Genomic DNA, 24,102 nt, shown 5'->3' with positions numbered 1-24,102 from the left:
CGAGCCGTGGATGCGAGGGCTGCACGCCGACACGGGCTACCTGCTGTACCGCCTGGGCCTGCGCTCGGGGCAGCTGTTCAACGCCTGCCTCCAGGAGTCGGGCCTGCGCCTGCGCCACTACGCGGTGCTGCGCTTCCTCGCCACCTCCGACGGCACCCTCCAGCGCGAGCTGAGCGCACGGCTCGGCTACGACCCGAGCGCGATCGTCGGCCTGGTCGACGACCTGGAGAAGCTGGGCTTCGCCGAGCGCCGCCCCTCCCCCGACGACCGCCGCAGCCGGATCGTCGTGCTGACCGGGAGCGGCCGTGCGTTCCTTCGCGACACCGACGAGGCCGGGCAGCGGGTGACCGGCGAACTGCTGGGCCCCCTGGACCCGGCCGAGCGGGAGACGCTGCACGCGCTGCTGCTGCGGATCGCGGAGGACGGCCTGAACTGATGTTGTGCAAATGATTGACGGCTGCACGTCTGATGCCTAACTTCACGGGGCAACCGAGACCCGTCCCCAGGGAGCTCCCGTGCAGCCATCCGTCCCCGCCGCTCAAGTCGCCCCCGATCCCCGGCAGTTGCGCCGCGTCGCCGTCTCCGGCCTGCTCGGCACGGCGGTCGAGTTCTACGACTTCCTCGTGTACGGAACCGTCGCCGCGCTCGTCTTCGGCGAGCTGTTCTTCCCGCAGGCCGACCCGGCGGTCGGCACCATCGCGGCGTTCGGCACCTTCGCCGCGGGCTATCTGGCCCGTCCGCTGGGCGGCATCGTCTTCGGCCACTTCGGCGACCGGATCGGCCGCAAGTCGATGATGCTGCTGACCATGGTCCTGATGGGCTGCGGCAGCTTCCTCATCGGCCTGCTGCCCACCTACGACGCCATCGGGGTCTGGGCGCCGGTCCTGCTCGTGGCCCTGCGTGTCGTGCAGGGCATCGCGATCGGCGGCGAGTGGGGCGGCGCGATGCTGATGGTCGTCGAGCACGCCGAGCACGCGCAGGGGTCCCGGCGCGGCCTGTGGTCCAGCTTCACCCAGCTCGGCGCCCCGCTCGGTTCCGTGCTGTCGGCCGGCGTGGTCACCCTCGTCGCCGCGCTGCCCGACGACGACTTCCGCTCCTGGGGCTGGCGGGTGCCGTTCCTGCTGAGCATCGTGCTACTGGCCGTCGGGCTGTTCGTGCGCCTGAAGGTCGCCGAGAGCCCGCTGTTCGCGCAGGTCAAGCGGGAGCCCGTGGACAAGCCGCCGATCGTGGAGGTGCTGCGCCGCCCGAAGCCGGTGCTGCTGGCCGCGTGCGTCGGCATCGGCGCGTTCACCACCCAGTCGCTGCTGACCAGCTTCATGATCTCCTACGCCGTCGACCAGGGGTACACCCGCCCGCAGGTGCTGACCGCGGTGACCGTCGCCTCCTGCGTGGCCCTCGCCGTGCTGCCCGCCGCGTCCGCGCTGTCGGACCGGGTCGGCCGCCGGCCCGTCGTGCTCGCCGGTGCCCTCGCCTCGGCGGCGCTCGCCTTCCCCGTGCTGGCCCTGGTCGACTCCGGCTCGCCCGGCCTGCTGATCCTCGCCCTGGCCCTCGGCCACGGCGTCGCCCAGTCCACGATGTACGGGCCGCTCGGCGCCCTGCTCACCGAGATGTTCGGCACGCGTGTCCGCTACACCGGCGCCTCCCTCGGCTACCAGGGGGCGACCCTGATCGGCGCCGGGTTCTCCCCGCTGATCGCCGGCAGCCTCCTCGCCTCCTTCGGCGGCGGCAGCACGCCGGTGTCGCTGCTGCTGTGCACGGGCGCGGCGATCACCGCCGTCACCGTGTGGCGGCTGCGCGAGACCCACACGGACGCCCTGGACTCCCCCACCGCCACCCCCACCCTGGAAGGGACCCCCCGTTGAGGATCCGCCTCGCCTTACTGACCGCCTGCCTGTCCCTGGCGGCGACCGCGCTGACCTCCCCGTCGGCCGCGGCCACCGGCACCCACCTGGAGGGCCGGCTCCCCTCCGGCGCCGCGTACGTGATGGACGTTCCCGCCTCCTGGAACGGCACGGTGCTGCTGTACAGCCACGGCTACAGCCCGGCCGGATCCCCCAACCCGGCCCAGAACACGCCCGGTCCGGCCGCCCGGGACAAGCTGCTGGCCGAGGGGTACGCCCTCATCGGCTCCTCGTACGCGACGACCGGCTGGGCGGTCACGGAGGCGGTGCCCGACCAGCTGGCCACGCTGGACCTGTTCACGCAGCGGTTCGGGGCGGCGCGGCGGACCCTCGCCTGGGGCACCTCGTACGGCGGCTTCGTCACCACGATGCTCGCCGAGCGGCACGCCGCCCGCTTCGACGGCTCGCTGTCCATGTGCGGGCTGGTGCAGGGCGGCGTCGCCAACTGGAACAGCACCCTGGACCCGGTGTTCGCGCTGCGCACCCTGCTCGCCCCGGGCTCCGGTGTCCCGCTCGCGGACTTCGCGGACCAGGCGGAGGCGGTCGCCGCCGCGAAGTCCCTCACCGCCAAGGTCGACGCCGCCCAGCGGACCCCCGAGGGCCGCGCCCGGATCGCCCTGGCCGCCGCCCTGCACAACATCCCCGGCCACAACGACCCCGCGCAGCCGAAGCCGGGCCCCACGGACTGGCAGGCCCGGCAGTCCCACCAGTACACCGCCGTCCGGGGCCTGCTCCAGATGCCCGCGTTCAGCTGGCGGCAGGAGGCCGAGAGCCGGGCGGGCGGCAACCCGTCCTGGAACACGGGGGTCGACTACGGGGTGATGCTCGCCCGGTCCCCCCTGTACAAAGAGGTGACCGAGCTCTACAAGGAGGCGGGACTGTCCTTGCGCACCGACCTCACGGCCCTGGACCGGGCACCCCGGATCTCCGCCGACGCGCCGGCCCTGCGGTGGATGCGGAACACCAGCGTGCTCTCCGGCCGGCTGGCCGACCCCCAGCTGAACATCCACACGACCGGTGACGCGCTGATCCCGGTGCAGGCGCAGAGCGCCTACCGGCGGGCGGCCACCGCCGCGGGCTCGGCGGGGCTCCTGCGCCAGGCGTACGTGGACGGCCCCGGCCACTGCACCTTCACCCCCGGCGAGACGCTGGCCGCCCTGCGCACCCTGGAACACCGCCTGGACACGGGCCGCTGGGACGCCTCCCCCGAGGCCCTCAACGCCCGCGCGCGGGCGGCGGACCCGGCGGCCGACCCCCGCTACGTCCCCTACCGCCCGGCCGCCTACCCCCGCCCCTACGACCTCGCCCACCCGGGAGACACCCGGCCATGACCGTGCTGCCCCGGGGCGTTCCCACCGCCGCCGACCGGCTGCTGTCCGTGCTCGCGGCCTTCGACCACGAGCACCCGGCGCTGAGCCTGACGGACATCAGCCGGCGGGCCGGGCTGACCCTGACCACCGCGCACCGGCTGGTCGGCGCGCTCACCGAGTGGGGCGCCCTGGAGCGGGACGAGTCCGGCGTCTACCACGTCGGGCTCCGGCTGTGGGAGGTCGCCGCACTGGCGCCCCGGGGCCTCGCCCTGCGGCAGCTCGCGCTGCCGTACCTGGAGGACCTGTACGAGTCGACGCACGAGAACGTGCAGTTGGCCGTGCGGGACGGCCGGGACGTCGTCTACATCGAGTGGCTGTCGGGGCGGTCGGCGGTCGGCGTGCACATCCGCGTCGGCGCGCGCTGGCCGCTGCACGCCACCGGGGTCGGGCTCGCGCTGCTGGCGCACGGCGAGCCGGAGTTCCAGGAGGAGTACTGCGCGGGCGGCCTCGCGTCCTTCACCGCGTACACGATCACCGATCCGGGGCGGCTGCGGCGGGTGCTGGCCGAGGTGCGGCGGTCGGGTGTGGCCGTGAGCGACCGTCAGGTCACGGCGGACGCCCTGTCGGTGGCCGCGCCGGTACGCGGTGCGGACGGCACCGTGACCGCCGCCGTCTCGATCGTGGTGCCCCACGCGGACGCCCAGGTGCCGGTGCTGGCCCCGGCGGTGCGGATGGCCGCGCGCGGGATCTCACGTGCGCTGGGGTGGCAGCCGGAGCGGGCCTGAACCGCGCCCGCGGCCGCCGGGGCGGCGTCGGTTCTGAGGCTCCTTCCGCGGACATCCCCTAGGCCACGCAGAACTCGTTGCCCTCCGGGTCGCGCAGCACGACCCCGTAGTAGTCCATGTCCGGCTCGTCCATGGTCCGCACCACCGTCGCGCCCGCCGCGACCAGCCGGTCGACCTTCGCCGCGATCCTCCGGGTGCGCTCCGGCAGGGGAACGCCCCGGCCGCCGCCCACCTTGAGGTCGAGGTGCACCCGGTTCTTGACGGTCTTGCCCTCCGGCACCCGCTGGAACCAGATGCGGGGCCCCTGCCCCTCCGGATCGACGATCGACTCGGGTGTCTCCCCCGCGCCCTCGGTCAGTTCCTCAGCCGGCACCCCCATGGCCTCCCAGTAGGCCCGCCAGCTGGGGTGCCCGCCCGGAGGCGGCTCGGGTTCGTAACCGAGGGCCTGTGTCCAGAAGTTCACCAGGGTCGCCGGGTCGGCGCAGTCGATGGTCACCTGCAACGTCACATCCATGCCGAGAGCATCGCAGGAGGGTCTGACAACGGCCCGGTACGCCGTGCCCCGAACGGACCGTCGGAGGAGACGCAACCGTTCCCCGCCGCCGGCAGTCGGACTCCGCGGAGGGCTCGACGAGCCCAGCGACGGGGGGAGTCGGCGATGAAGCGGCACGGGGGACGGTGGCCGGCGTCGCGCGTCGGGCGGTGGGGGCTGCTGCGGCTGCTCGTGCTGGTCGTGCTCGCGATGCTGACGGGACTCGTCGCGGCCGTGGCCGCGCTGCCCCCATGGACGCCGGGGATCGGGATCTTGCTGCTCCTGTTCATCGACGACCTGCTGAAGTCGCAGGGCAAGAGGCGGGCCGCCCAGCGGGACGGTGGACGCCGAGACTTGTAAGAGCGCTCTCAACCCCGGTGTCCCCGCGTCCCGTTCAGGCTCTGCATCCAGAAGCAGCCCCGCACTTTTCCTGGCTTTACCTCTTGACGCCCCGGGTGAGGTGGAGCACATTGACGGCACTTTGAGAGCGCTCTCAGCGCTCTCGCTCTCCTTCCCCGAGAGGCCCCCACATGAGCGAAACCTCCGGCACCCCCCGCAGACCCCGCCCCTTCCGGCGGGCCTTCGTCGCCGTCGCGTGCACGCTCGGACTCGCGGCGGCCGCCGCCACCGTCGCCACCCCGGCCGCGAACGCCTCCGCACCACCGCCCCCGTCGGGCTGGACGCAGGTGTTCGTGGACGACTTCAACGGCCCGGCGGGCAGCGGCGTCAACACCTCGAACTGGCAGTACGCCACCGGCAAGGGCTACCCGGGCGGCCCCGCCAACTGGGGCACCGGCGAGATCGAGACGATGACGAGCAGCACCGACAACGTCTCCCTCGACGGCAACGGCAACCTCCGCATCACGCCCCGCCGGGACGCCGCCGGCAACTGGACCTCCGGCCGCGTCGAGACCAACCGCACCGACTTCCAGCCCCCGGCCGGCGGAAAGCTGCGCGTCGAGTCGCGGATCCAGGTGCCGAACGTCACGGGAGCGGCGGCCAAGGGCTACTGGCCCGCGTTCTGGATGCTGGGCGCCCCCTACCGCGGCAACTACTGGAACTGGCCGGCCGTCGGCGAGCTGGACATCATGGAGAACACCCAGGGCCAGAACACGGTGTTCGCCACGATGCACTGCGGCACCTCCCCGGGCGGCCCCTGCAACGAGACCAGCGGCATCGGCGGTTCGACCACCTGCCAGGGCACCACGTGCCAGGCCGGCTTCCACACGTACCGGATGGAGTGGGACCGCTCGACGAGCGTCGAGGAGATCCGCTTCTCCCTCGACGGCGTCAACTTCCACACCGTACGGGCCAATCAGGTCGACGCGACGACCTGGCGGAACGCCACCGACCACGGGTTCTTCATCATCCTCAACGTGGCGATGGGCGGCGGCTTCCCGGACGCGTTCGGCGGCGGCCCGGACGCGGGCACCCAGCCCGGCCACCCGATGGTCGTCGACTACGTGCAGGTGCTGTCGTCGGGCGGTGGCGGCACCACACCTCCGCCCACCGGCAACCGCGACGCCTACGGCACCCTCCAGGCCGAGTCCTACGACGGCCAGTCCGGCGCCATGACCGAGACGACCACCGACACCGGCGGCGGCCAGAACGTCGGCGCCCTGGCCAACGGCGACTGGCTGCAGTTCAAGGGCGTGAACTTCGGCTCCACGGCGGCCCGGCAGTTCAGCGCCCGGGTCGCGAGCGGCGCGGCGGGCGGTGTCAGCGGGCTGGTCGAGGTGCGGCTGGACAGCCGGAGCAACGCGCCCATCGGGAGCTTCGCGGTGGGCAACACCGGCGGCTGGCAGTCGTGGCGGACGATTCCCGCCAACATCAGCTCCGTGACGGGCACGCACGACGTCTATCTGACCTTCACCAGCGGGCAGCCGGCGGACTTCGTGAACGTCAACTGGTTCACCTTCGGGCGCTGACCGCACCCGGAAGGGGCTCCACGCGCGCGTGGGGCCCCTTTTCGCTGCCCTCAGCGCAACTCCGCCCGGAACGCCGCCGGCGTCAAGTCCGTGTGCTGGTGGAAGAACTTGGAGAAGTTCGCGGCGTCGGGGAAGCCGACCGCCGCGCCGACCCGGCCGATCGGCAGGTCGGTGTGGGCGAGGAGCCGTTTGGCCTCCAGGACGACGCGCTTGTCGATGAACGCCTTGGGGGTGTCACCGGTCGCGGCCCGGACCGCGCGGACCAGGGTGCGGCGGGAGTAACCGAGCGCGTCGGCGTAGGCGCTGACGCTGTGGTTGGTGGCGAAGTCCTTCTCCACGGCGTCCCGGAAGAGCGTGAAGGTGGAGTCGGACTGCCGGCGCACCGCGTCCGCGGAACTCGTGGCGAGGTGGGCGAGGCGCAGCAGGAACGCCGTCAGGGTGTGGCGCAGGACGGCGGTGTGCAGGCTGAGCGGCAGCGTGGCCGTGTCCTCGTACTCGCGCCGCAACTGGCCGAGCGCGGCGCGCAGGGCGGCGCGCTGGCCCTCGTCGGGGCGCAGCAGCGGCGGCAGGTCGTAGCGGTACAGGCCGGTTGCTTCCACGGTCGCGCGGGGCAGGAAGCCCGGCTGCATGGTGAGCACGGTTCCGCGGTACTCGCTGGTCGGCGAGAAGCGGTGGACCTGCCCCGGGCGGATCCACAGCAGGTCCCCGGCGCGGGCCTCGTACTCGGTGAAGTCGACCATGTGCCGGACCGGGCCCTCGCCGAACAGCATCACGACGTGGAACTCGATGCGGTGCACGCGCTCCAGCGGCGCTTCGGCGTGCCAGGTGCGGCCGGTGCCCATCGGGCCGACCTGCATGCCGACGCCGCCGACGCTCAACTCGACCGGGAAGGGGAACGTTCTGATCCCGTCGCCGCCTTGGATGTCGCCGCCTTGGATGCTTCTGTCCGCCATGTCCGCCTCGTACCGCCCCGCTCGCGCCTCGTGCTGCTTCTGGGTGTCCCACTTTCACCACAGGCTGGCACACGGCGACCTTCCGTCGAAAAAGTCAGACTTTTAATTTTGAACGCGTCAGACCAGCCCCTTCGCTCCTATCGAGGACTTCTTGAAGATGAGCACGCAGACAGCGGACAGCTTCGAATGGACCGACCTCGACCGGCGTGCCGTCGACACCGCCCGCCTGCTGGCGGCGGATGCCGTGCAGCGGGTCGGCAACGGCCATCCCGGCACCGCGATGAGCCTGGCGCCGGCCGCCTACACGCTCTTCCAGAAGGTGATGCGGCACGATCCCGCCGACCCCGAGTGGATGGGCCGTGACCGCTTCGTCCTCTCCCCCGGGCACACCTCGCTGACCCTCTACACGCAGCTGTACCTCGCGGGCTACGAGCTGGAGCTGGACGACCTGAAGGCGTTCCGCACGCACGGCTCGAAGACGCCCGGCCACCCCGAGTACGGCCACACGGCGGGCGTGGAGACCACCACCGGCCCGCTGGGCCAGGGCGTCGCCAACGCGGTCGGCATGGCGATGGCCGCCCGCTACGAGCGCGGCCTGTTCGACCCGGACGCCCCCGAGGGCGAGTCGCCCTTCGACCACACCATCTGGGCGATCGTCTCCGACGGCGACCTCCAGGAGGGCGTCTCCGCGGAGGCCTCCTCGCTCGCCGGCCACCAGAAGCTCGGCAACCTGGTCTTCCTCTACGACGACAACCACATCTCCATCGAGGGCGACACGGCGACCGCGTTCTCCGAGGACGTGCTGAAGCGGTACGAGGCCTACGGCTGGCACGTGCAGCGGATCGAGCCGCAGGAGGACGGCGACATCGACGTCCGCGCGCTGTACGCGGCCCTGAAGGCGGCGCAGGCCGAGACCGGGCGCCCGTCCCTCATCGCGATGCGCACGATCATCGCCTGGCCCGCCCCGAACGCCCGGAACACCGAGGCCTCCCACGGCTCGGCGCTCGGCGAGGAGGAGGTCGCCGCCACCAAGCGCGTCCTCGGCTTCGACCCGGAGCAGACCTTCGAGGTCGCCGACGAGGTGCTGGCCCACACCCGCACGGCCCTGGACCGGGGTGCCGAGGCGCACGCCGCCTGGGACAAGCGGATCGCCGCCTGGCGCGGCGAGAACCCCGAGCGGGCCGCGACCTTCGACCGCGTCAGCAAGGGCGAGCTGCCCGAGGGCTGGGAGGACGCCCTGCCCGTGTTCGAGCCGGGCAAGGCGGTCGCCACGCGCGCCGCGTCCGGCAAGGTGCTCCAGGCGCTCGGCGCGGTCCTGCCCGAGCTGTGGGGCGGCTCCGCCGACCTGGCCGGTTCGAACAACACCACCATCGACAAGACGTCGTCCTTCCTGCCGGAGGGCAACCCGCTGCCGGAGGCCGACCCGTACGGCCGCACGGTGCACTTCGGCATCCGCGAGTTCTCCATGGCCGCGGAGATGAACGGCATCGCCCTGCACGGCAACACGCGGATCTACGGCGGCACCTTCCTGGTGTTCTCCGACTACATGCGCAACGCCGTCCGCATGTCGGCCCTGATGCAGCTGCCGGTGACGTACGTGTGGACGCACGACTCGATCGGCCTCGGCGAGGACGGCCCGACCCACCAGCCGGTGGAGCACCTGGCCGCGCTGCGGGCCATCCCGGGCCTGAACGTCGTACGCCCGGCCGACGCCAACGAGACCGCGGTCGTCTGGGCCGAGATCCTGCGGCGGCACAGCACCGACCCGGCCCCGCACGGCCTCGCGCTGACCCGCCAGGGCGTGCCCACCTACGCGCCGAACCCGGACGCGGCGCGCGGCGGTTATGTCCTCGCGGACTCCTCCACCGAGGTGCCCGAGGTGGTGCTGATCGCCACCGGTTCCGAGGTGCAGCTCGCGGTCGAGGCGCGCGAGGCGCTGGAGGCCGAGGGGGTCGGCACGCGCGTGGTGTCGATGCCGTCCGTGGAGTGGTTCGAGCAGCAGCCGCGCGCCTACCGCGACAGCGTGCTCCCGCCGTCCGTGAAGGCCCGGGTCGCGGTCGAGGCCGGGATCGGCCTGACCTGGCACCGGTTCGTCGGCGACGCGGGACGCATCGTCTCCCTGGAGCACTTCGGCGCCTCCGCCGACGCCAAGACCCTGTTCGCCGAGTACGGCTTCACCCCCGAGAACGTCGTCGCCGCGGCCCGGGAATCCCTCACCGCCGCGCGCGGCTGACCGCACCGCCCGAAAGAAGATGATCACTGTGACCGAAGCGACCGCGACCGCGGGAGCACTCAAGCGCCTGTCCGACGAGGGCGTGTCGATCTGGCTGGACGACCTGTCCCGCCGGCGCATCGAGTCCGGCAACCTGGCCGAACTCGTGGAGACGAGGAACGTCGTCGGCGTCACCACCAACCCGTCCATCTTCCAGGCCGCCATCGGCTCCGGCGAGGGCTACGAGGAGCAGCTCGCCGACCTGGCCGTGCGGGGCGTGACGGTCGACGAGGCCGTCCGGATGATGACGACCGCCGACGTACGGGCCGCCGCCGACGTGCTGCGGCCGGTGTACGAGGCGACGGGCGGCCGGGACGGCCGGGTCTCCATCGAGGTCGACCCCCGGCTGGCGCACGACACGGCGGCGACCGTCGCCGAGGCCCGGCAGCTGGCCTGGCTGGTGGACCGCCCCAACGTGATGATCAAGATCCCGGCGACGAAGGCGGGCCTGCCCGCGATCACCGAGGCGATCGGCGCGGGTATCAGTGTCAACGTGACGCTGATCTTCTCGCTGGAGCGCTACCGCGAGGTGATGGACGCCTATCTGGCGGGCCTGGAGCGGGCGCAGGCGGCCGGCCTGGACCTGTCGGCCATTCACTCGGTCGCGTCCTTCTTCGTCTCCCGCGTCGACGCCGAGATCGACAAGCGGCTGACGCTGCTGGGCACGGACGAGGCGCTCGCCCTGAAGGGCCGGGCGGCCCTGGCCAACGCGCGGCTCGCCTACCAGGCGTACGAGCAGGTCTTCGCCGGGCCGCGCTGGCAGGCCCTGGGAGGCGCCCGAGCGAACCGGCAGCGCCCCCTTTGGGCCTCCACCGGTGTGAAGGACCCCGCCTACAAGGACACCCTGTACGTGGACGAGCTGGTCGCCCCCGGCACGGTCAACACCATGCCGGAGGCCACGCTGAACGCCGTCGCCGACCACGGCGACGTCCAGGGCGACACCGTCACCGGCGGCTACGCCCAGGCCCGGGCGGACCTGGCGGCCGTCGAGCGGCTCGGGATCTCGTACGACGAGGTGGTGCGGCAGCTGGAGAACGAAGGTGTGGCGAAGTTCGAGGTGGCCTGGCAGGACCTGCTGGACGCGGTCACCAAGTCCTTGAACGACAAGGGAGTTGACGCGGAATGAGCGAGGGGATCCCCCAGACCGCCGAACAGGAGACCAAGGGGAGCAAGGAGGACAAGGAGGCCCGGGCCGCCCAGGACGCGGCCGGGGTCGAGCAGACCGGGGTGAGCGGCACGACCGAGCCGGCCGGGGACGAGCGGGCCGGCTCCGACGGGCAGACGCAGGCCGCCCCGCGCACGCACCACGCCGACGCCGACTTCGCCAACCCGCTGCGCGACGCGCGCGACCGCCGTCTGCCCCGGATCGCGGGCCCGTCCGGGCTCGTCATCTTCGGCGTGACCGGCGACCTGTCCCGCAAGAAGCTGATGCCGGCCGTGTACGACCTGGCCAACCGCGGCCTGCTGCCGCCGGGCTTCTCGCTGGTGGGTTTCGCCCGCCGGGACTGGGAGGACCAGGACTTCGCGCAGGTCGTGCACGACGCCGTCCGCGAGCACGCCCGGACCCCGTTCCGCGAGGAGGTCTGGCAGCAGCTCGCCGAGGGCATGCGGTTCATCCCCGGCGACTTCGACGACGACACGGCGTTCAAGCAGCTGCGCTCCGCCGTCGAGGAGCTGGACGCCTCCCGCGGCACCAGCGGCAACTACGCCTTCTACCTCTCGGTGCCGCCGAAGTTCTTCCCCAAGGTCGTCCAGCAGCTGAAGAAGCACAAGCTGGCCGACGCCCCGGAGGGCTCCTGGCGCCGCGCGGTCATCGAAAAGCCGTTCGGGCACGACCTCGACAGCGCCTGCGAGCTGAACGCGATCGTGCACGACGTGTTCGATCCGGAGCAGGTCTTCCGCATCGACCACTACCTCGGCAAGGAGACCGTCCAGAACCTCCTGGCGCTGCGCTTCGCCAACCAGATGTTCGAGCCGATCTGGAACCGGTCGTACGTCGACCACGTGCAGATCACCATGGCCGAGGACATCGGCATCGGCGGCCGGGCCGGCTACTACGACGGCATCGGCGCCGCCCGTGACGTCATCCAGAACCACCTGCTCCAACTGATGGCGCTCACCGCGATGGAGGAGCCGGCCGCCTTCGACGCCGCCTCGCTGCTCACCGAGAAGCTGAAGGTCCTGCGCGCCGTGAAGCTGCCGGAGGACCTGGGGCTGCACACCGTGCGCGGGCAGTACGCGGCCGCCTGGCAGGGCGGTGCGAAGGTGCGCGGCTATCTGGAGGAGGAGGGCATCGACCCGGGCTCCACGACCGACACCTACGCCGCGGTCAAGCTCCAGGTCGACAACCGCCGCTGGGCCGGCGTCCCGTTCTACCTGCGCACCGGCAAGCGGCTCGGGCGGCGGGTCACGGAGATCGCGGTGGTGTTCCAGCGGGCCCCGCACTCCCCCTTCGACTCGACCGCGACGGAGGAACTGGGCGCCAACGCGATCGTCATCCGCGTGCAGCCGGACGAGGGCATGACGGTCCGGTTCGGCTCCAAGGTGCCGGGCACGTCGATGGAGATCCGGGACGTGACGATGGACTTCGCCTACGGCGAGTCGTTCACCGAATCGAGCCCGGAGGCGTACGAACGGCTGATCCTGGACGTGCTCCTGGGCGACGCCAACCTGTTCCCCCGTCACCAGGAAGTGGAAGAGTCCTGGAAGATCCTCGACCCGATCGAGCAGTACTGGGCCACGCACGGCCGGCCCGCGCAGTACGCCTCCGGCAGCTGGGGACCCGAGGAAGCCGACGAGATGCTCGCACGAGACGGACGGAGCTGGCGCAGGCCATGAAGATCGACCTGACCGACACCACGGCAAGCAAGATCAACAAGGCGCTGGTGCAGGGTCGCCGCGCCATCGGCACGCCGGCCGTGGGCATGGTCCTGACGATGGTGATCGTCACGGACGAGGAGAACGCCTACGACGCGATCAAGGCGGCCGAGGAGGCCTCCCACGAGCACCCCTCGCGCACCCTGGTCGTCATCAAGCGGCACGCCCGCACCCCGCGCGACCGCCAGTCCTCCCGGCTGGACGCGGAGGTCCGGGTGGGCGCCGACGCGGGCACCGGCGAGACGGTGATCCTGCGGACCTACGGCGAGGTGTCCGACCACGCCGACTCGGTGGTGCTGCCGCTGCTGCTGCCGGACGCGCCGGTGGTGGTGTGGTGGCCGGTGGACGCCCCCGAGGTGCCCTCGAAGGACCCGCTCGGGGCCCTGGCCCAGCGGCGGATCACCGACCTGTACGCCGTGGAGAACCCCCTGCAGACCCTGGAGTCCCGGGTCCGCTCCTACGCGCCCGGCGACACGGACCTCGCCTGGACCCGGCTGACGCCCTGGCGTTCGATGCTGGCGGCGGCGCTGGACCAGGCCCGGGCGAAGGTGATCTCGGCGGCCGTGGAGGCCGAGGCCGAGAACCCGGCCGCCGAGCTGCTGGCCCGCTGGCTGGAGGCCCGGCTGCACGTCCGCGTGGACCGCGTGGTCACCGCCGGGCCGGTCGTGACCGCCGTGCGCCTGGGCACGGAGAACGGCGAGATCGTCATCGACCGCCCCGAGGGGCCGCTGGCCACGCTGACCCTGCCGGGCCAGCCGTCCCGGACCCTCGCGCTGAAGGTCCGTGCCACCTCCGAACTCATCGCCGAGGAGCTGCGGCGCCTCGACGCGGACGAGATGTACGCCATCGCCCTGAACGGCGAGGCAACCGAGGAGACCCCCGCCCATGTCTGACTCCCCCTCCGGCTCCCCCCTGCTCACGCGGCGGCCCGAGTGGACCGCCCTGGAGGACCACCGCAAGGACGCCCTGCCGCAGCCGAACCTGCGGGAGCTGTTCGCGGCGGACCCCGGGCGCGCCGAGCGCTACGTCGTGCACGTGGGCGACCTGCGCATCGACTACTCCAAGCACCTGGTCACCGACGAGACGCTGGCCCTGCTCCAGGAGCTGGCGACCGCCACCGACGTGTTCGGGCTGCGGGACGCCATGTTCCGCGGCGAGAAGATCAACACCACCGAGAACCGGGCCGTGCTGCACACCGCGCTGCGCTCCGCCCGGGACGCGGTGATCGAGGTCGACGGCGAGAACGTCGTCCCGGGCGTGCACGCCGTGCTCGACAAGATGTCCGACTTCGCGAACCGGGTGCGCTCGGGCGAGTGGACCGGCCACACCGGCAAGCGCATCCGCAACGTCGTCAACATCGGCATCGGCGGCTCGGACCTCGGCCCGGCGATGGCCTACGAGGCGCTGCGGCCGTTCACGGACCGCTCGCTGACCTTCCGCTTCGTGTCCAACGTGGACGGCTCCGACCTGCACGAGGCCACGCGCGACCTGGACCCGGCGGAGACGCTGTTCATCGTCGCGTCCAAGACGTTCACCACCATCGAGACGATCACCAACGCGACCTCGGCGCGCTCCTGGCTGCTCGACGGGCTCGGCGGTGACGAGAAGGCGGTGGCGAAGCACTTCGTCGCCCTGTCGACGAACGCCGGGAAGGTCGCCGACTTCGGCATCGACGTCGACAACATGTTCGAGTTCTGGGACTGGGTCGGCGGCCGCTACTCCTACGACTCCGCGATCGGCCTGTCCCTGATGATCGCGATCGGCCCGGACCACTTCCGGGAGATGCTCGACGGCTTCCGCATCGTCGACGAGCACTTCCGCAACGCCCCCGCCGAGGCCAACGCCCCGCTGATCATGGGCCTGCTCGGCATCTGGTACGGCAACTTCCACGACGCCCAGTCGCACGCGGTCCTGCCGTACAGCCACTACCTGTCCAAGTTCACCGCCTACCTCCAGCAGCTCGACATGGAGTCCAACGGCAAGTCGGTGGACCGCGACGGGCGTCCGGTCCAGTGGCAGACGGGTCCGGTGGTGTGGGGCACGCCCGGCACCAACGGGCAGCACGCCTACTACCAGCTCATCCACCAGGGCACCAAGCTCATCCCGGCCGACCTGATCGGCTTCGCCCGGCCGGTCGCCGAGCTGAGCGACGAGCTGAAGGCTCAGCACGACCTGTTGATGGCCAACCTGTTCGCGCAGGGGCAGGCCCTCGCCTTCGGCAAGACCGCCGAGGAGGTGCGCGCCGAGGGCGTGCCCGAGGAGCAGGTGCCCCACCGCACCTTCCAGGGCAACCACCCGACCACGACGATCCTGGCCACCGAGCTGTCCCCGTCGGTCCTGGGCCAGCTGGTCGCCCTCTACGAGCACAAGGTGTTCGTGCAGGGCGCCGTCTGGAACATCGACTCCTTCGACCAGTGGGGCGTGGAGCTGGGCAAGGTCCTCGCCAAGCGCGTCGAGCCCGCCCTGACCGAGGGCGCCGACGTCCCCGGTCTCGACCCGTCCACGGCCGCGCTGGTGGCCGCCTACCGCAATCTTCGGGAAGTGAACTGACATGCAGATCGGACTTGTGGGTCTCGGCAAGATGGGCGGCAACATGCGCGAGCGCCTGCGCAACGCCGGCCACACCGTCGTCGGCTACGACACCGACCCCGAGAAGTCGGACGTCGCCAGCCTCGCCGACCTGGTCAACGAGCTGGAGGCGCCCCGCACGGTCTGGGTCATGGTCCCGGCCGGCGACCCCACCCAGCACGTCATCGACCGACTGGCGGACCTCCTCAAGCCGTACGACACGGTCGTCGACGGCGGCAACTCCCGCTGGACGGACGACGAGAAGCACGCCGAGGAGCTGAGCAAGCGCGGCATCGGCTTCGTCGACGCCGGCGTCTCCGGCGGCGTGTGGGGCCTGAAGAACGGCTACGCGCTGATGGTCGGCGGCGAGAAGGAGACCGTCGACCGGCTGCGCCCGATCTTCGACGCGCTCAAGCCGGAGGGCCCGTACGGCTACGTCCACGCGGGCAAGGTCGGCGCCGGGCACTTCGCCAAGATGGTCCACAACGGCATCGAGTACGCCATGATGCAGGCCTACGCCGAGGGCTGGGAGCTGCTGGAGGCCGTGGACTCCGTGGACAACGTCCGCGAGGTGTTCCGCTCCTGGCAGGAGGGCACCGTCATCCGCTCCTGGCTGCTGGACCTCGCGGTGAACGCGCTCGACGAGGACGAGCACCTGGAGGGCCTGCGGGGCTACGCCCAGGACTCCGGCGAGGGGCGCTGGACCGTGGAGGCGGCGATCGACAACTCCGTGCCGCTGCCCGCGATCACCGCCTCCCTGTTCTCCCGGTTCGCCTCCCGGCAGGACGACTCGCCGCAGATGAAGATGATCGCGGCGCTGCGCAACCAGTTCGGCGGCCACGCCGTCGAGTCCGCGAAGAAGGCGTAGGACGTGGGCGATCTGCTGCTGGTCCGCCACGGCGAGACGGAGTGGAGCCGGAGCGGACAGCACACCAGCTTCACCGACCTGCCCCTCACCCGGCGCGGTGAGGAACAGGCGAAGTCACTGGCCCCGCTCCTGGCGGGCCGTCCCTTCGCGCTGGTCCTCACCAGTCCGCTCGGCCGCGCGGCGCGCACCGCCGAACTGGCGGGCCTGACGGGTGCCGTGACGGACCCGGACCTGCACGAGTGGTACTACGGCGCCTACGAGGGCATCACCACCGACGAGATACACCGCGGCCGCCCCGGCTGGGACCTGTGGACCGACGGGGGCCCGGCCGGTCCCGACGGCGAGCCGGGCGAGTCCCCCGAGGAGGTCGGCGAGCGTGCCGACCGGGTGCTGTCCCGGGTGGCCGAGGCGCTGCCCGACGGCGATGTGGTGCTGGTGGCGCACGGCCACTTCCTCCGCGTCCTGACGGCCCGCCGGCTGGGCCTGCCGCCGTCGGAGGGGCGGTTGTTCCGGCTGGAGACGGGCACGGTCTCCCGGCTGTCGACCGAGCACGGCCGGCCGGTGATCCAGGAGTGGAACATCAGGGCGTGACTGAGCCGGGCCGGAGGTGAGTTGACACCTCCGGCCCGGCGCGTCAGAGTCCCCGTCGATGCAGATCGACGACATGACGCCCGCCGAGGAGCGGGTGTGGCGCGCCTTTCCGCGCGGGGCGGACGTGGACTTCCGGGGGCCGTCCGATGAGCACCCGGCGCGGGGCGCGGGCTGGGGACCCGAACGGACCGTACGGGCGGCCGTGTTGCGGTCCCTGCTGTTGAGCGCCCCGCAGGAGGACGGGGAGACGGCCGCACTCCGGCTGGCGGGAGCGCGGATCACCGGCGTGCTGGACCTCAAGTACAGCGAGGTCGACCACGCCGTGCGCCTCAGCGAGTGCTGCTTCGAGGAGGTCCCCGTCCTGTACGGGGCGCGGCTGCGGCAGCTGAACCTGCGCGACTCCGTCCTGCCCGGGCTGGACGCCGCCACCCTGCGCGTGGACGGCGTGCTGCGTGTGTCGGACTGCCTGTTCGGCGGGCCGGTGCGGCTGGGCGGGGCGCAGATCTCCGGGGCGCTGTTCCTGGACGGGGCCGGCATCGACGGACCATCCGGCGGACCGGCCGCGCTGCAGCTCAACCATGTGACCGTCGGCGACGGCCTGTCGGCGCCGGGGCTGCGCACCCGCGGCGAGGTGCGCCTGACGGGTGCCTCGATCGCCGGGACGATCGACCTCAACGCGGCACGGCTGGCCGCCGGGGCCGGAAAGGCCGCCCTCGACGCGGTCACCCTCACCGTGGAGGGCGATGTCCTGCTGCGCGGCGCGGACGTGAGCGGCTGGATCGGCCTGCGCGGCGCCCGCGTCGGGGGTCGTCTGGACTTCTCCCGCGCCCGCCTGGAGAACCCCGGAGGCACGGCGCTGCGGGCGAGCAGTTGCACGATCGGGGAGCTCTGGCTGCGCAACGGCCCGCCCGTGTCGGGCGCGCTCAACCTGCGCCGCGCCCAGCTGGACGTCCTGTTCCTGGAGCCGGACGTGGTCCCCGGGGAGGTCCTGCTCGACAGCCTCGTCTACACCTCCCTCACCCCGCACGAACCCGCCGAACGGCGCCTGGCGATGCTGGAACGGGACCGCGAGGGGTATGTCCCGCACGCCTACGAGCAGTTGACCGCGGCCTACCGCCGGATCGGGGACGACGACGCCGCCCGCGTCGTCCAGCTCGCCAAGCAGCGCCGCCGGCGCGCCACCCTGCCGTGGTACGGCCGGCTGTGGGGCCAGGTCCAGGACGCCACCGTCGGCTACGGCTTCCGGCCCCTGCGCGCCGCCGGCTGGCTGGTGTCACTGCTGCTGATCGGCTCCCTCGCCTACGCGCTGCACCACCCGCGGCCGCTGAAGCCGGACGAGGCCCCGGAGTTCAACCCGGTCTTCTACACCCTCGACCTGCTGCTGCCGGTGATCTCCTTCGGGCAGGAGGGCGCGTTCGCACCCACCGGCTGGTACCAGTGGCTCTCCTACGCCCTCGTCCTCACCGGCTGGATCCTCGCCACCACGGTCGTCACCGGCGTCACCCGGACCGTCAGCCGCCAGTGAGCGCCCGCACCGCGTGCTGCGCGGCCAGCCGCACCGGGGCGTTCGCGGCGCCGTAGCCGCGGTAGCCGCCGTCGCGCTGGGCCAGTTCGAAGAAGACGCGGCCGATCGTGCGCGTGTAGCAGTGGCGGAACACGCCGTGGGCGTCCCGGTCGTAGAGGATGCCGAGCTCGCGGTAGGTCTCCAGCTCGCCGTCGGCGAACTCGAAGCGGGCGGCGAGGTCGTCGTAGTAGTTCGCGGGAACCGGCAGCAGGCTGCCGCCGGCCTCGCGGAAGCGGCGGGCCGCGGCGACCACGTCGTCGGTGGCCAGCGCGATGTGCTGGGCGTGGACGGTGTCGTCGGTGGGCGCGGCGCCGACCGTGAGGGCGATCCGGACCCGGCCGTCGGCGTCGGTGACGGCGCGGCTGCGCAGCAGGCCGTAGGGGTCGGCGACATCCACGCTCTCCTGGGCGTGCAGGCCGAGCACGCCGCGGTGGAACAGGGCCGCCTCGTCGAAGTGGTGCCAGGGCTGGGTGAGGGCGAGATGGTCGATGCCCCGGATGCCCGCGCCGCCGGTGGCGGGCCGGCCGGTGTCCTCGAAGTCGGCGCGCCAGTCGGGCGGTTCCGCGCGGCCGGTGGCGCAGAAGAACAGCTCCGTGCCGTCGGGGGCGGCGACCGCGTCGAGGGGGGCGTCCCCGGGGGCCCGGCGGCGGGGCAGCACGGGCGCGAGCAGGGCCTCGGCGCGCCGGGCCGCTCCAGCGGGGTCCGGTGATTCCAGCCCGATCGCGGCGAGCTGCGCGCCGTCACGGCGGACGGCCGGGCCGGTGTTGACGAGGATCCGGGCGTCCCCCTGCTCCCACAGGGCGACGGGCTTGCCGCGGTGCCGTGCGGTGCGGGTGAAGCCCAGGGCGCCGAGCAGCGCGGTGAGGGGTTCGGCGTCGGGCGTGACCAGCTCGGCGAAGGCGACGCCGGTGGGGACGACGGGCTCGGGCAGGGCGGCCCGGCCCACCGCCTCCTGGAGGACCAGCAGGGAGCGCCGGGCGTCGACGGCGGTCGGACCGGCCTCGGCCTGCCGGAAGACGTCGTTGAAGACCTCCAGGGAGAGCGGGCCGTCGTAGCCGGTGCGCAGGACGTGCCGCAGCAGGCCGGTGACGTCGAAGCCGCCCTGGCCGGGGAAGCAGCGGTAGTGGCGGCTCCACTGCAGAACGTCCATGGCCAGCAGCGGGGCGTCCGCGAGCTGGAGGAAGAAGATCTTCTCGCCGGGGATGTCCTCGATGCCCCGGGGGTCCGAGCCGCGCGAGAGGATGTGGAAGCTGTCCAGGCAGGTGCCGAGGGCGGGATGCCCGGCCGTCTCGACGATGCGCCAGGCGTGGTCGTAGGTGCTGACGTGCCGCCCCCACGCGAGCGCCTCGTAGGCCACCCGGACGCCGGACTCCCGTGCCGCGTCGGCCAGCCGGCTCAACTGCTCGGCGGCGAGGGCGTCGTCGTCCACCGCCAGCGGGGAGACGCTGGAGCAGACGAGGACCGTGTCGGCGCCGAGCCTGCGCATCAGCTCGAACTTGTGCCGGGCGCGCCGCAGGTTCCGGGCGAACTCGGCCTCGGGGACGGCCTCGATGTCCCGCATCGGCTGGTAGAGATCGATGCCGAGACCGAGGTCGGCGCAGCGGGCGCGGATGTCCTCGGGGGTGAGGGGGCTGGCCAGCAGGTCGTTCTCGAAGATCTCCACCCCGTCGAAACCGGCCCGGGCGGCGGCGTCGAGCTTCTCGGTGAGGGATCCGCTGAGGGAGACGGTGGCGATGGACGTTCGCAACGTCGGTGTCCCTTCCTAGTTCGATGCGCCTACGGCCCCGGCCAGCTCGGTCAGGTCCGTCAGCATCCGCGGGGCGTCGGGTTCCCGGCCGGTGAACAGGCGGAACGCGTCGGCGGCCTGGAAGGCGGCCATGCCGCCGCCGTCGAGGGTGGCGCAGCCCAGCGCGCGGGCGGTGCGCAGCAGTTCCGTCTCCAGCGGGCGGTAGACCACCTCGGCGACCCACAGGCCGGGGTGGAGCAGTCCGGCGGGCAGGGGCAGGCCGGGGTGGGCGGCCATGCCGGTGGGCGTGGCGTGCACGATGCCGTCGGCGTGCGCGAGCAGTCCGGCCTGCCGGCCGGGGGGCGCGGCGGCCGCACGGCCTGGGCCGAAGGCGCGGTTCAGGGAGTCGGCGAGCGCGGCGGCCCGCTCGGGCAGGGCGTCGACGACGGTGACCCGTCCGGCGCCGAGGGTGAGCAGGGCGTGCGCGACGGCCGCGCCCGCGCCGCCGGCGCCCAGCTGCACGACCCGCTCCAGCGGCGCGTCGGGCAGCCCGCGCGCGAAGGACGCGGCGAAGCCGGTGACGTCCGTGTTGTGGCCGACGGCCCGGCCGTCCTCGAAGACGATCGTGTTGACCGCGCCCAGCGCCTCCGCCTGCGGGGCGAGCGCGTCCAGGTGCTCCAGGACGAGCTGCTTGCACGGGTGCGTGATGTTCAGCCCGTCGAAGCCCAGGTCGCGGGCGGCCCGCACCAGATCGCCCACCCCCTCGGGCGGCACGCCGAGCGGGTCGATGTCGATGAGCCGGTACAGCAGGCGCAGGCCCTGGCGGTCGGCCTCTCTCTCGTGCAGCGCCGGGCTGAGCGACGGACCGATGCCGGAACCGATCAGTCCGACGAGATACGAGTCCTTGGGCACGCGTGCCTCCAGCGGCTGACGAATGTACGAACTAGTACGTTAGCTATATCAGCCGCGTACGGCCTCGGGAAGACCCGTGGGCGGACGGGCCCCTGCTTCTACAATCACCGGCACCGGACCCTCCGCCCGAAGGAACCTGATGACCAGCGTCGAAGAACCGGCACGCCCTGGCGAGCGCATCCGTGACGCCGCCCGCACCCGGGCCGAGATCCTCGACGTCGCCACGCAGGAGTTCGCCCGGGCCGGGTACGACGGGGCCCGGGTCGACGAGATCGCCGCCCGCACCCGCACCACCAAGCGGATGATCTACTACTACTTCGGCGGCAAGGAGCAGCTGTTCACGGCCGTGCTGGAGCGGGCGTACGGCGTGATCCGGGAGGCCGAGCAGCAGCTCGACGTCGACCACCTCGACCCCGTGGCCGCCATCCGGCGCCTGGCCGAGCTGACCTTCGACCATCACGAGCAGCACCCGGACTTCATCCGTCTGGTCAGCATCGAGAACATCCACGAGGCGCAGCACATCGCCGGCTCCGAGAAGCTCGGGAAGATCGGCTCCCCGGCCCTGGACGTGATCCGCCGGATCCTGGCGTCGGGCCGCGAGTCGGGCCTGTTCACGGCCGACGTCGACGCCGTCGACCTGCACGCGATGATCTCCTCGTTCTGCTTCTTCCGGGTCTCCAACCGGCACACCTTCGGCGCCCTGTTCGGCCGCGACCTGCTCGACCCGGCGCAGCGCGCGCACTACCGCGCCATGCTCGGCGACATGGTGATCGCGTACCTGACGGCGGAGCGCGCGGCGGACTGACGCCCGGCGCGCGACCCCTTGACACCGGCGACCCACGGGCGCAGCATCACTGGCCATCCCCTACTAACTACCCAGTGGGTTAATTAGCCGCGATCCGGCACGTCCCCCTCTGCTCGCCTTGTGTCCCGCTCCGCCTAGGGTGGAGCCCCCGAAGGAGCCGCCGTGTCCGTCCCCGCCCTGCCCGAAGGGGCCGCCGCCCCGCCCGGCCAGCCCAGGAAAGCCGCCACCGCCGCGTGGATCGGCAGCGCCCTGGAGTACTACGACTTCTTCATCTACGGCAGCGCCGCCGCGCTGATCTTCCCCGAGGTGTTCTTCGACGAGTCCGACCCGGCCACGGCGACCCTGCTGTCGCTGGCCACGTTCGGCGTCGCGTACGCCGCCCGCCCGGTCGGCGCGCTGGTCCTCGGGCACTTCGGGGACCGGCTCGGCCGCAAGAAGATCATGGTCTTCACGCTGATGCTGATGGGGTTGTCGACGTTCCTCATCGGATGTCTGCCGACCCGGGAGCAGGTCGGCACCCTCGCCCCGGTGCTGCTGGTGCTGTGCCGGGTGCTGCAGGGCATCTCGGCGGCGGGCGAGCAGGCCAGCGCCAATTCCATGACGCTGGAACACGCGCCGCCGGACCGGCGCGGCTTCTTCACCAGTTTCACGCTCAGCGGCACGCAGGGCGGGCAGTTGCTGGCCACGCTGGTCTTCATCCCGGTCGCCGCGCTACCCGAGGAGCAGTTGCTGTCGTGGGGCTGGCGGGTGCCGTTCTGGCTGAGCGTCGCGGTCGCCGTCGCCGGGTACGTCATCCGGCGCAAGCTGGACGAGACCCCGGCCTTCGCCCGGCAGGCGGCTGCCGAGGGCGTCGTGAAGATGCCGCTGCTGGTGCTGCTGCGCGAGCACTGGGCGGACGTGCTGCGGGTGATCGCGGGCGCGCTCATCGCCTCGGTCAGCACGATCTTCACTGTGTGGGCGCTGGCGTACGGCACGAGCGACGCGGTCGGCATGTCGCGTACGGCCATGCTGTGGGTCGGTGCTCTGGCCAATGTCGTCGCGCTCGCCGCGATCCCGCTGTGGGCGACGCTGTCCGACCGGATCGGCCGCCGCCCGGTGTTCCTGATCGGCGCGGCCGGCAGCGCGGTGACGATGTTCCTGTACCTGTGGGCGGTCTCCACGGGCTCCTACCCGCTGACCTTCCTGACCGGCGTCCTCTGCTTCGGCGTCGTCTACAGCGCGGCGAACGGGGTGTGGCCGGCCTTCTACGGCGAGATGTTCGCGACCCGGGTGCGGCTGTCCGGCGTGGCCATCGGCACACAGATCGGGTTCGCGGCGGCCGGGTTCGCGGTGACGTTCGCGGCGCGGATCGCCGGGCCGGGCGGGGACGACTGGTCGGCGGTGGCGCTGTTCACGGCGGCGTTGTGCGTGCCGCCGGTGGTGGCGGCGCTGTCGGCGCGGGAGACGCACCGGGTGCCGACGGAACTCTTGGGGGAACGTACCGCCCGGGAAGCCGTGCGGCCGGAGAAGGTGACGGCCTGAGACGATCGCGTGCTGCCGCCGGGTTCCTGCCGGGGCCCGGCGGCAGGGGCTCTCCGGGAACAGCACGGCGGCAAGCGGGTGGAGTCCCCCAACCCCCACTGGAACGAGTGGGGAGTCACGTTCGAGGACCCTGACGGCTACCGGGGCGGGGCTCGACCGGGCGGCCGGGCTCGTGTACCAGCTCCAGGTGCCAGGCGGCGTCGGGCCAGCCGAGCATCAGCAGGTCGTGGTGGCCCGGTCCTGCTCCCCGGGACTAGGCCTTGGTGTGGACGATCTGGATCAGGTTGCCGCAGGTGTCGTCCAGCACGGCGGCCGTGATCGGGCCCATCTCCAGCGGCTCCTGGGTGAACGTCACGCCCAGGTCGCGCAGGCGCTCGAACTCCGCCCGGACGTCGTCGACGGCGAAGGACGCGGCGGGGATGCCGTCCTCGACCAGGGCCGTCTTGTAGGGCGGGACCGCGGGGTGGCCGGAGGGTTCGAGCAGGAGTTCCGTGCCGTCCGGGTCCTCCGGGGAGACCACCGTCAGCCACCGGTCCGTGCCCATGGGGACGTCGTGCTTCTTCACGAAGCCCAGGACGTCCGTGTAGAAGCGCAGGGCCTTCTCCTGGTCGTCGACGAAGACGCTGGTGATGTGGATCCTCATGGGGTGTCCTCCGGTGGGTCGGGCCTGAGCCATCGGGTCATGATGCGCTCGAGGGGTTCGGTGTTCAGGTCGTGGAACTTGTAGCGGCCCTCGCGCCGGGTCACGACGAGACCCGCCGATTCCAGGACCGCCAGGTGCTGGCTGATCGCCTGGCGGGACAGCCCCAGACCGTGCTTGGTCACCAGCCGGGTGCAGATCTCGAACAGGCTCTGCCCGTCCCGTTCCACCAGCTCGTCCAGGATGCGCCGACGCGTGGGGTCGGCCAGGGCCTTGAAGACATCCTCCGCCATGACCCCACGATAGGCAAGTGACGACTTGCCTATCAAGCGCGGCTCCGAGCTGATGA

The 24,102-nt window shown here is 72.3% G+C and carries 22 protein-coding genes and 2 pseudogenes; 17 read left to right on the top strand and 7 right to left on the bottom strand.

Annotation, left to right across the window (positions count from 1 at the left end; all coding sequences use genetic code 11):
* Positions 1-10: 10 nt before the first annotated feature.
* From ABZ386_RS10710 to ABZ386_RS10695, 4 genes are all read left to right on the top strand, one after another.
* Positions 11-436, top strand: a complete 426-nt coding sequence (locus ABZ386_RS10710) for a MarR family transcriptional regulator (RefSeq protein WP_356670404.1) — start codon at positions 11-13, stop codon at positions 434-436.
* Positions 437-515: 79 nt separating this feature from the next.
* On the top strand, positions 516-1,862 hold the full coding sequence (locus ABZ386_RS10705) for an MFS transporter (protein ID WP_351334056.1): 1,347 nt from the start codon (positions 516-518) through the stop codon (positions 1,860-1,862).
* A complete protein-coding gene (locus tag ABZ386_RS10700) occupies positions 1,859-3,232 on the top strand; it encodes a prolyl oligopeptidase family serine peptidase (RefSeq protein WP_358964583.1) in 1,374 nt (457 codons plus the stop codon). Before ABZ386_RS10705 ends, ABZ386_RS10700 begins: the two co-directional genes overlap by 4 nt.
* Positions 3,229-3,996, top strand: a complete 768-nt coding sequence (locus ABZ386_RS10695; protein WP_358964581.1) for an IclR family transcriptional regulator — start codon at positions 3,229-3,231, stop codon at positions 3,994-3,996. Before ABZ386_RS10700 ends, ABZ386_RS10695 begins: the two co-directional genes overlap by 4 nt.
* A 58-nt stretch (positions 3,997-4,054) precedes the next feature.
* On the opposite strand, the gene ABZ386_RS10690 is transcribed toward ABZ386_RS10695, so the two are convergent.
* A complete protein-coding gene (locus ABZ386_RS10690) occupies positions 4,055-4,510 on the bottom strand; it encodes a VOC family protein (protein ID WP_355716461.1) in 456 nt (151 codons plus the stop codon).
* Between the two features lie 144 nt (positions 4,511-4,654).
* Here ABZ386_RS10690 and ABZ386_RS10685 point away from each other — a divergent pair, with 144 nt between their 5' ends.
* Entirely contained in the window at positions 4,655-4,888 is a 234-nt protein-coding gene (locus ABZ386_RS10685) for a hypothetical protein (RefSeq protein ID WP_351334063.1), read from the top strand.
* Between the two features lie 170 nt (positions 4,889-5,058).
* On the top strand, positions 5,059-6,456 hold the full coding sequence (locus tag ABZ386_RS10680) for a glycoside hydrolase family 16 protein (protein ID WP_358964579.1): 1,398 nt from the start codon (positions 5,059-5,061) through the stop codon (positions 6,454-6,456).
* A 50-nt stretch (positions 6,457-6,506) separates the two neighbouring features.
* Here the strand turns inward: ABZ386_RS10680 and ABZ386_RS10675 are convergent, their stop codons facing one another.
* Entirely contained in the window at positions 6,507-7,409 is a 903-nt protein-coding gene (locus ABZ386_RS10675) for an AraC family transcriptional regulator (protein WP_351334069.1), read from the bottom strand.
* Between the two features lie 157 nt (positions 7,410-7,566).
* On the opposite strand from ABZ386_RS10675, the gene tkt reads away from it, so the two are divergent.
* The 8 genes from tkt to ABZ386_RS10635 are packed head-to-tail and all read left to right on the top strand — an operon-like array spanning position 7,567 to position 18,110.
* The gene (gene tkt, locus ABZ386_RS10670) at positions 7,567-9,642 is read left to right on the top strand and encodes a transketolase (RefSeq protein ID WP_356501650.1); all 2,076 of its coding nucleotides are present in this window, start codon (positions 7,567-7,569) and stop codon (positions 9,640-9,642) included.
* Between the two features lie 19 nt (positions 9,643-9,661).
* Entirely contained in the window at positions 9,662-10,807 is a 1,146-nt protein-coding gene (tal, locus tag ABZ386_RS10665) for a transaldolase (RefSeq protein WP_356615588.1), read from the top strand.
* Positions 10,804-12,519 carry a glucose-6-phosphate dehydrogenase gene (zwf, locus tag ABZ386_RS10660; RefSeq protein WP_358964578.1) on the top strand — a complete coding sequence of 572 codons (1,716 nt, stop codon included), beginning with the start codon at positions 10,804-10,806 and terminating at the stop codon, positions 12,517-12,519. The genes tal and zwf overlap by 4 nt, the downstream gene beginning before the upstream one ends.
* On the top strand, positions 12,516-13,451 hold the full coding sequence (gene opcA / locus ABZ386_RS10655; protein ID WP_355716476.1) for a glucose-6-phosphate dehydrogenase assembly protein OpcA: 936 nt from the start codon (positions 12,516-12,518) through the stop codon (positions 13,449-13,451). The genes zwf and opcA overlap by 4 nt, the downstream gene beginning before the upstream one ends.
* Entirely contained in the window at positions 13,444-15,108 is a 1,665-nt protein-coding gene (gene pgi / locus ABZ386_RS10650) for a glucose-6-phosphate isomerase (protein WP_356501648.1), read from the top strand. The genes opcA and pgi overlap by 8 nt, the downstream gene beginning before the upstream one ends.
* A gap of 1 nt (position 15,109) precedes the next feature.
* Positions 15,110-15,994 carry a phosphogluconate dehydrogenase (NAD(+)-dependent, decarboxylating) gene (gnd, locus tag ABZ386_RS10645; RefSeq protein WP_351334086.1) on the top strand — a complete coding sequence of 295 codons (885 nt, stop codon included), beginning with the start codon at positions 15,110-15,112 and terminating at the stop codon, positions 15,992-15,994.
* 3 nt (positions 15,995-15,997) lie between these two features.
* Entirely contained in the window at positions 15,998-16,585 is a 588-nt protein-coding gene (locus ABZ386_RS10640) for a histidine phosphatase family protein (protein WP_351334090.1), read from the top strand.
* 58 nt (positions 16,586-16,643) lie between these two features.
* Complete coding sequence (locus ABZ386_RS10635) at positions 16,644-18,110, top strand: membrane-associated oxidoreductase (RefSeq protein ID WP_356501646.1); 1,467 nt, start codon at positions 16,644-16,646, stop codon at positions 18,108-18,110.
* On the opposite strand, the gene ABZ386_RS10630 is transcribed toward ABZ386_RS10635, so the two are convergent.
* Entirely contained in the window at positions 18,097-19,896 is a 1,800-nt protein-coding gene (locus tag ABZ386_RS10630) for a TIM barrel protein (protein ID WP_351334096.1), read from the bottom strand. The genes ABZ386_RS10635 and ABZ386_RS10630 overlap by 14 nt on opposite strands.
* Before the next feature lie 15 nt (positions 19,897-19,911).
* Positions 19,912-20,787, bottom strand: coding sequence for a shikimate dehydrogenase (locus ABZ386_RS10625; RefSeq protein ID WP_356501645.1), 876 nt, complete (start codon positions 20,785-20,787; stop codon positions 19,912-19,914).
* 139 nt (positions 20,788-20,926) lie between these two features.
* Here ABZ386_RS10625 and ABZ386_RS10620 point away from each other — a divergent pair, with 139 nt between their 5' ends.
* The 3 genes and pseudogenes from ABZ386_RS10620 to ABZ386_RS10610 all read left to right on the top strand — a co-directional run.
* Positions 20,927-21,592 carry a TetR/AcrR family transcriptional regulator gene (locus ABZ386_RS10620; RefSeq protein ID WP_114256441.1) on the top strand — a complete coding sequence of 222 codons (666 nt, stop codon included), beginning with the start codon at positions 20,927-20,929 and terminating at the stop codon, positions 21,590-21,592.
* A 162-nt stretch (positions 21,593-21,754) separates the two neighbouring features.
* Entirely contained in the window at positions 21,755-23,113 is a 1,359-nt protein-coding gene (locus ABZ386_RS10615) for an MFS transporter (protein WP_351334103.1), read from the top strand.
* Between the two features lie 57 nt (positions 23,114-23,170).
* Positions 23,171-23,257 (top strand): annotated as a pseudogene (locus tag ABZ386_RS10610) (VOC family protein); the annotation flags it as partial.
* Here ABZ386_RS10610 and ABZ386_RS10605 read toward each other — a convergent pair.
* The 3 genes and pseudogenes from ABZ386_RS10605 to ABZ386_RS10595 all read right to left on the bottom strand — a co-directional run.
* Positions 23,256-23,351: pseudogene (locus ABZ386_RS10605) on the bottom strand (VOC family protein); the annotation flags it as partial. The pseudogenes ABZ386_RS10610 and ABZ386_RS10605 overlap by 2 nt on opposite strands.
* Before the next feature lie 15 nt (positions 23,352-23,366).
* Positions 23,367-23,756, bottom strand: a complete 390-nt coding sequence (locus ABZ386_RS10600) for a VOC family protein (protein ID WP_351334106.1) — start codon at positions 23,754-23,756, stop codon at positions 23,367-23,369.
* Positions 23,753-24,046, bottom strand: a complete 294-nt coding sequence (locus ABZ386_RS10595; RefSeq protein WP_114256437.1) for a metalloregulator ArsR/SmtB family transcription factor — start codon at positions 24,044-24,046, stop codon at positions 23,753-23,755. The genes ABZ386_RS10600 and ABZ386_RS10595 overlap by 4 nt, the downstream gene beginning before the upstream one ends.
* Between the last annotated feature and the right edge of the window lie 56 nt (positions 24,047-24,102).

This window comes from Streptomyces sp. NPDC006140, from assembly GCF_040628815.1.
Lineage (GTDB): Bacteria > Actinomycetota > Actinomycetes > Streptomycetales > Streptomycetaceae > Streptomyces.
This window is presented reverse-complemented; position numbering and strand designations above follow the sequence as displayed.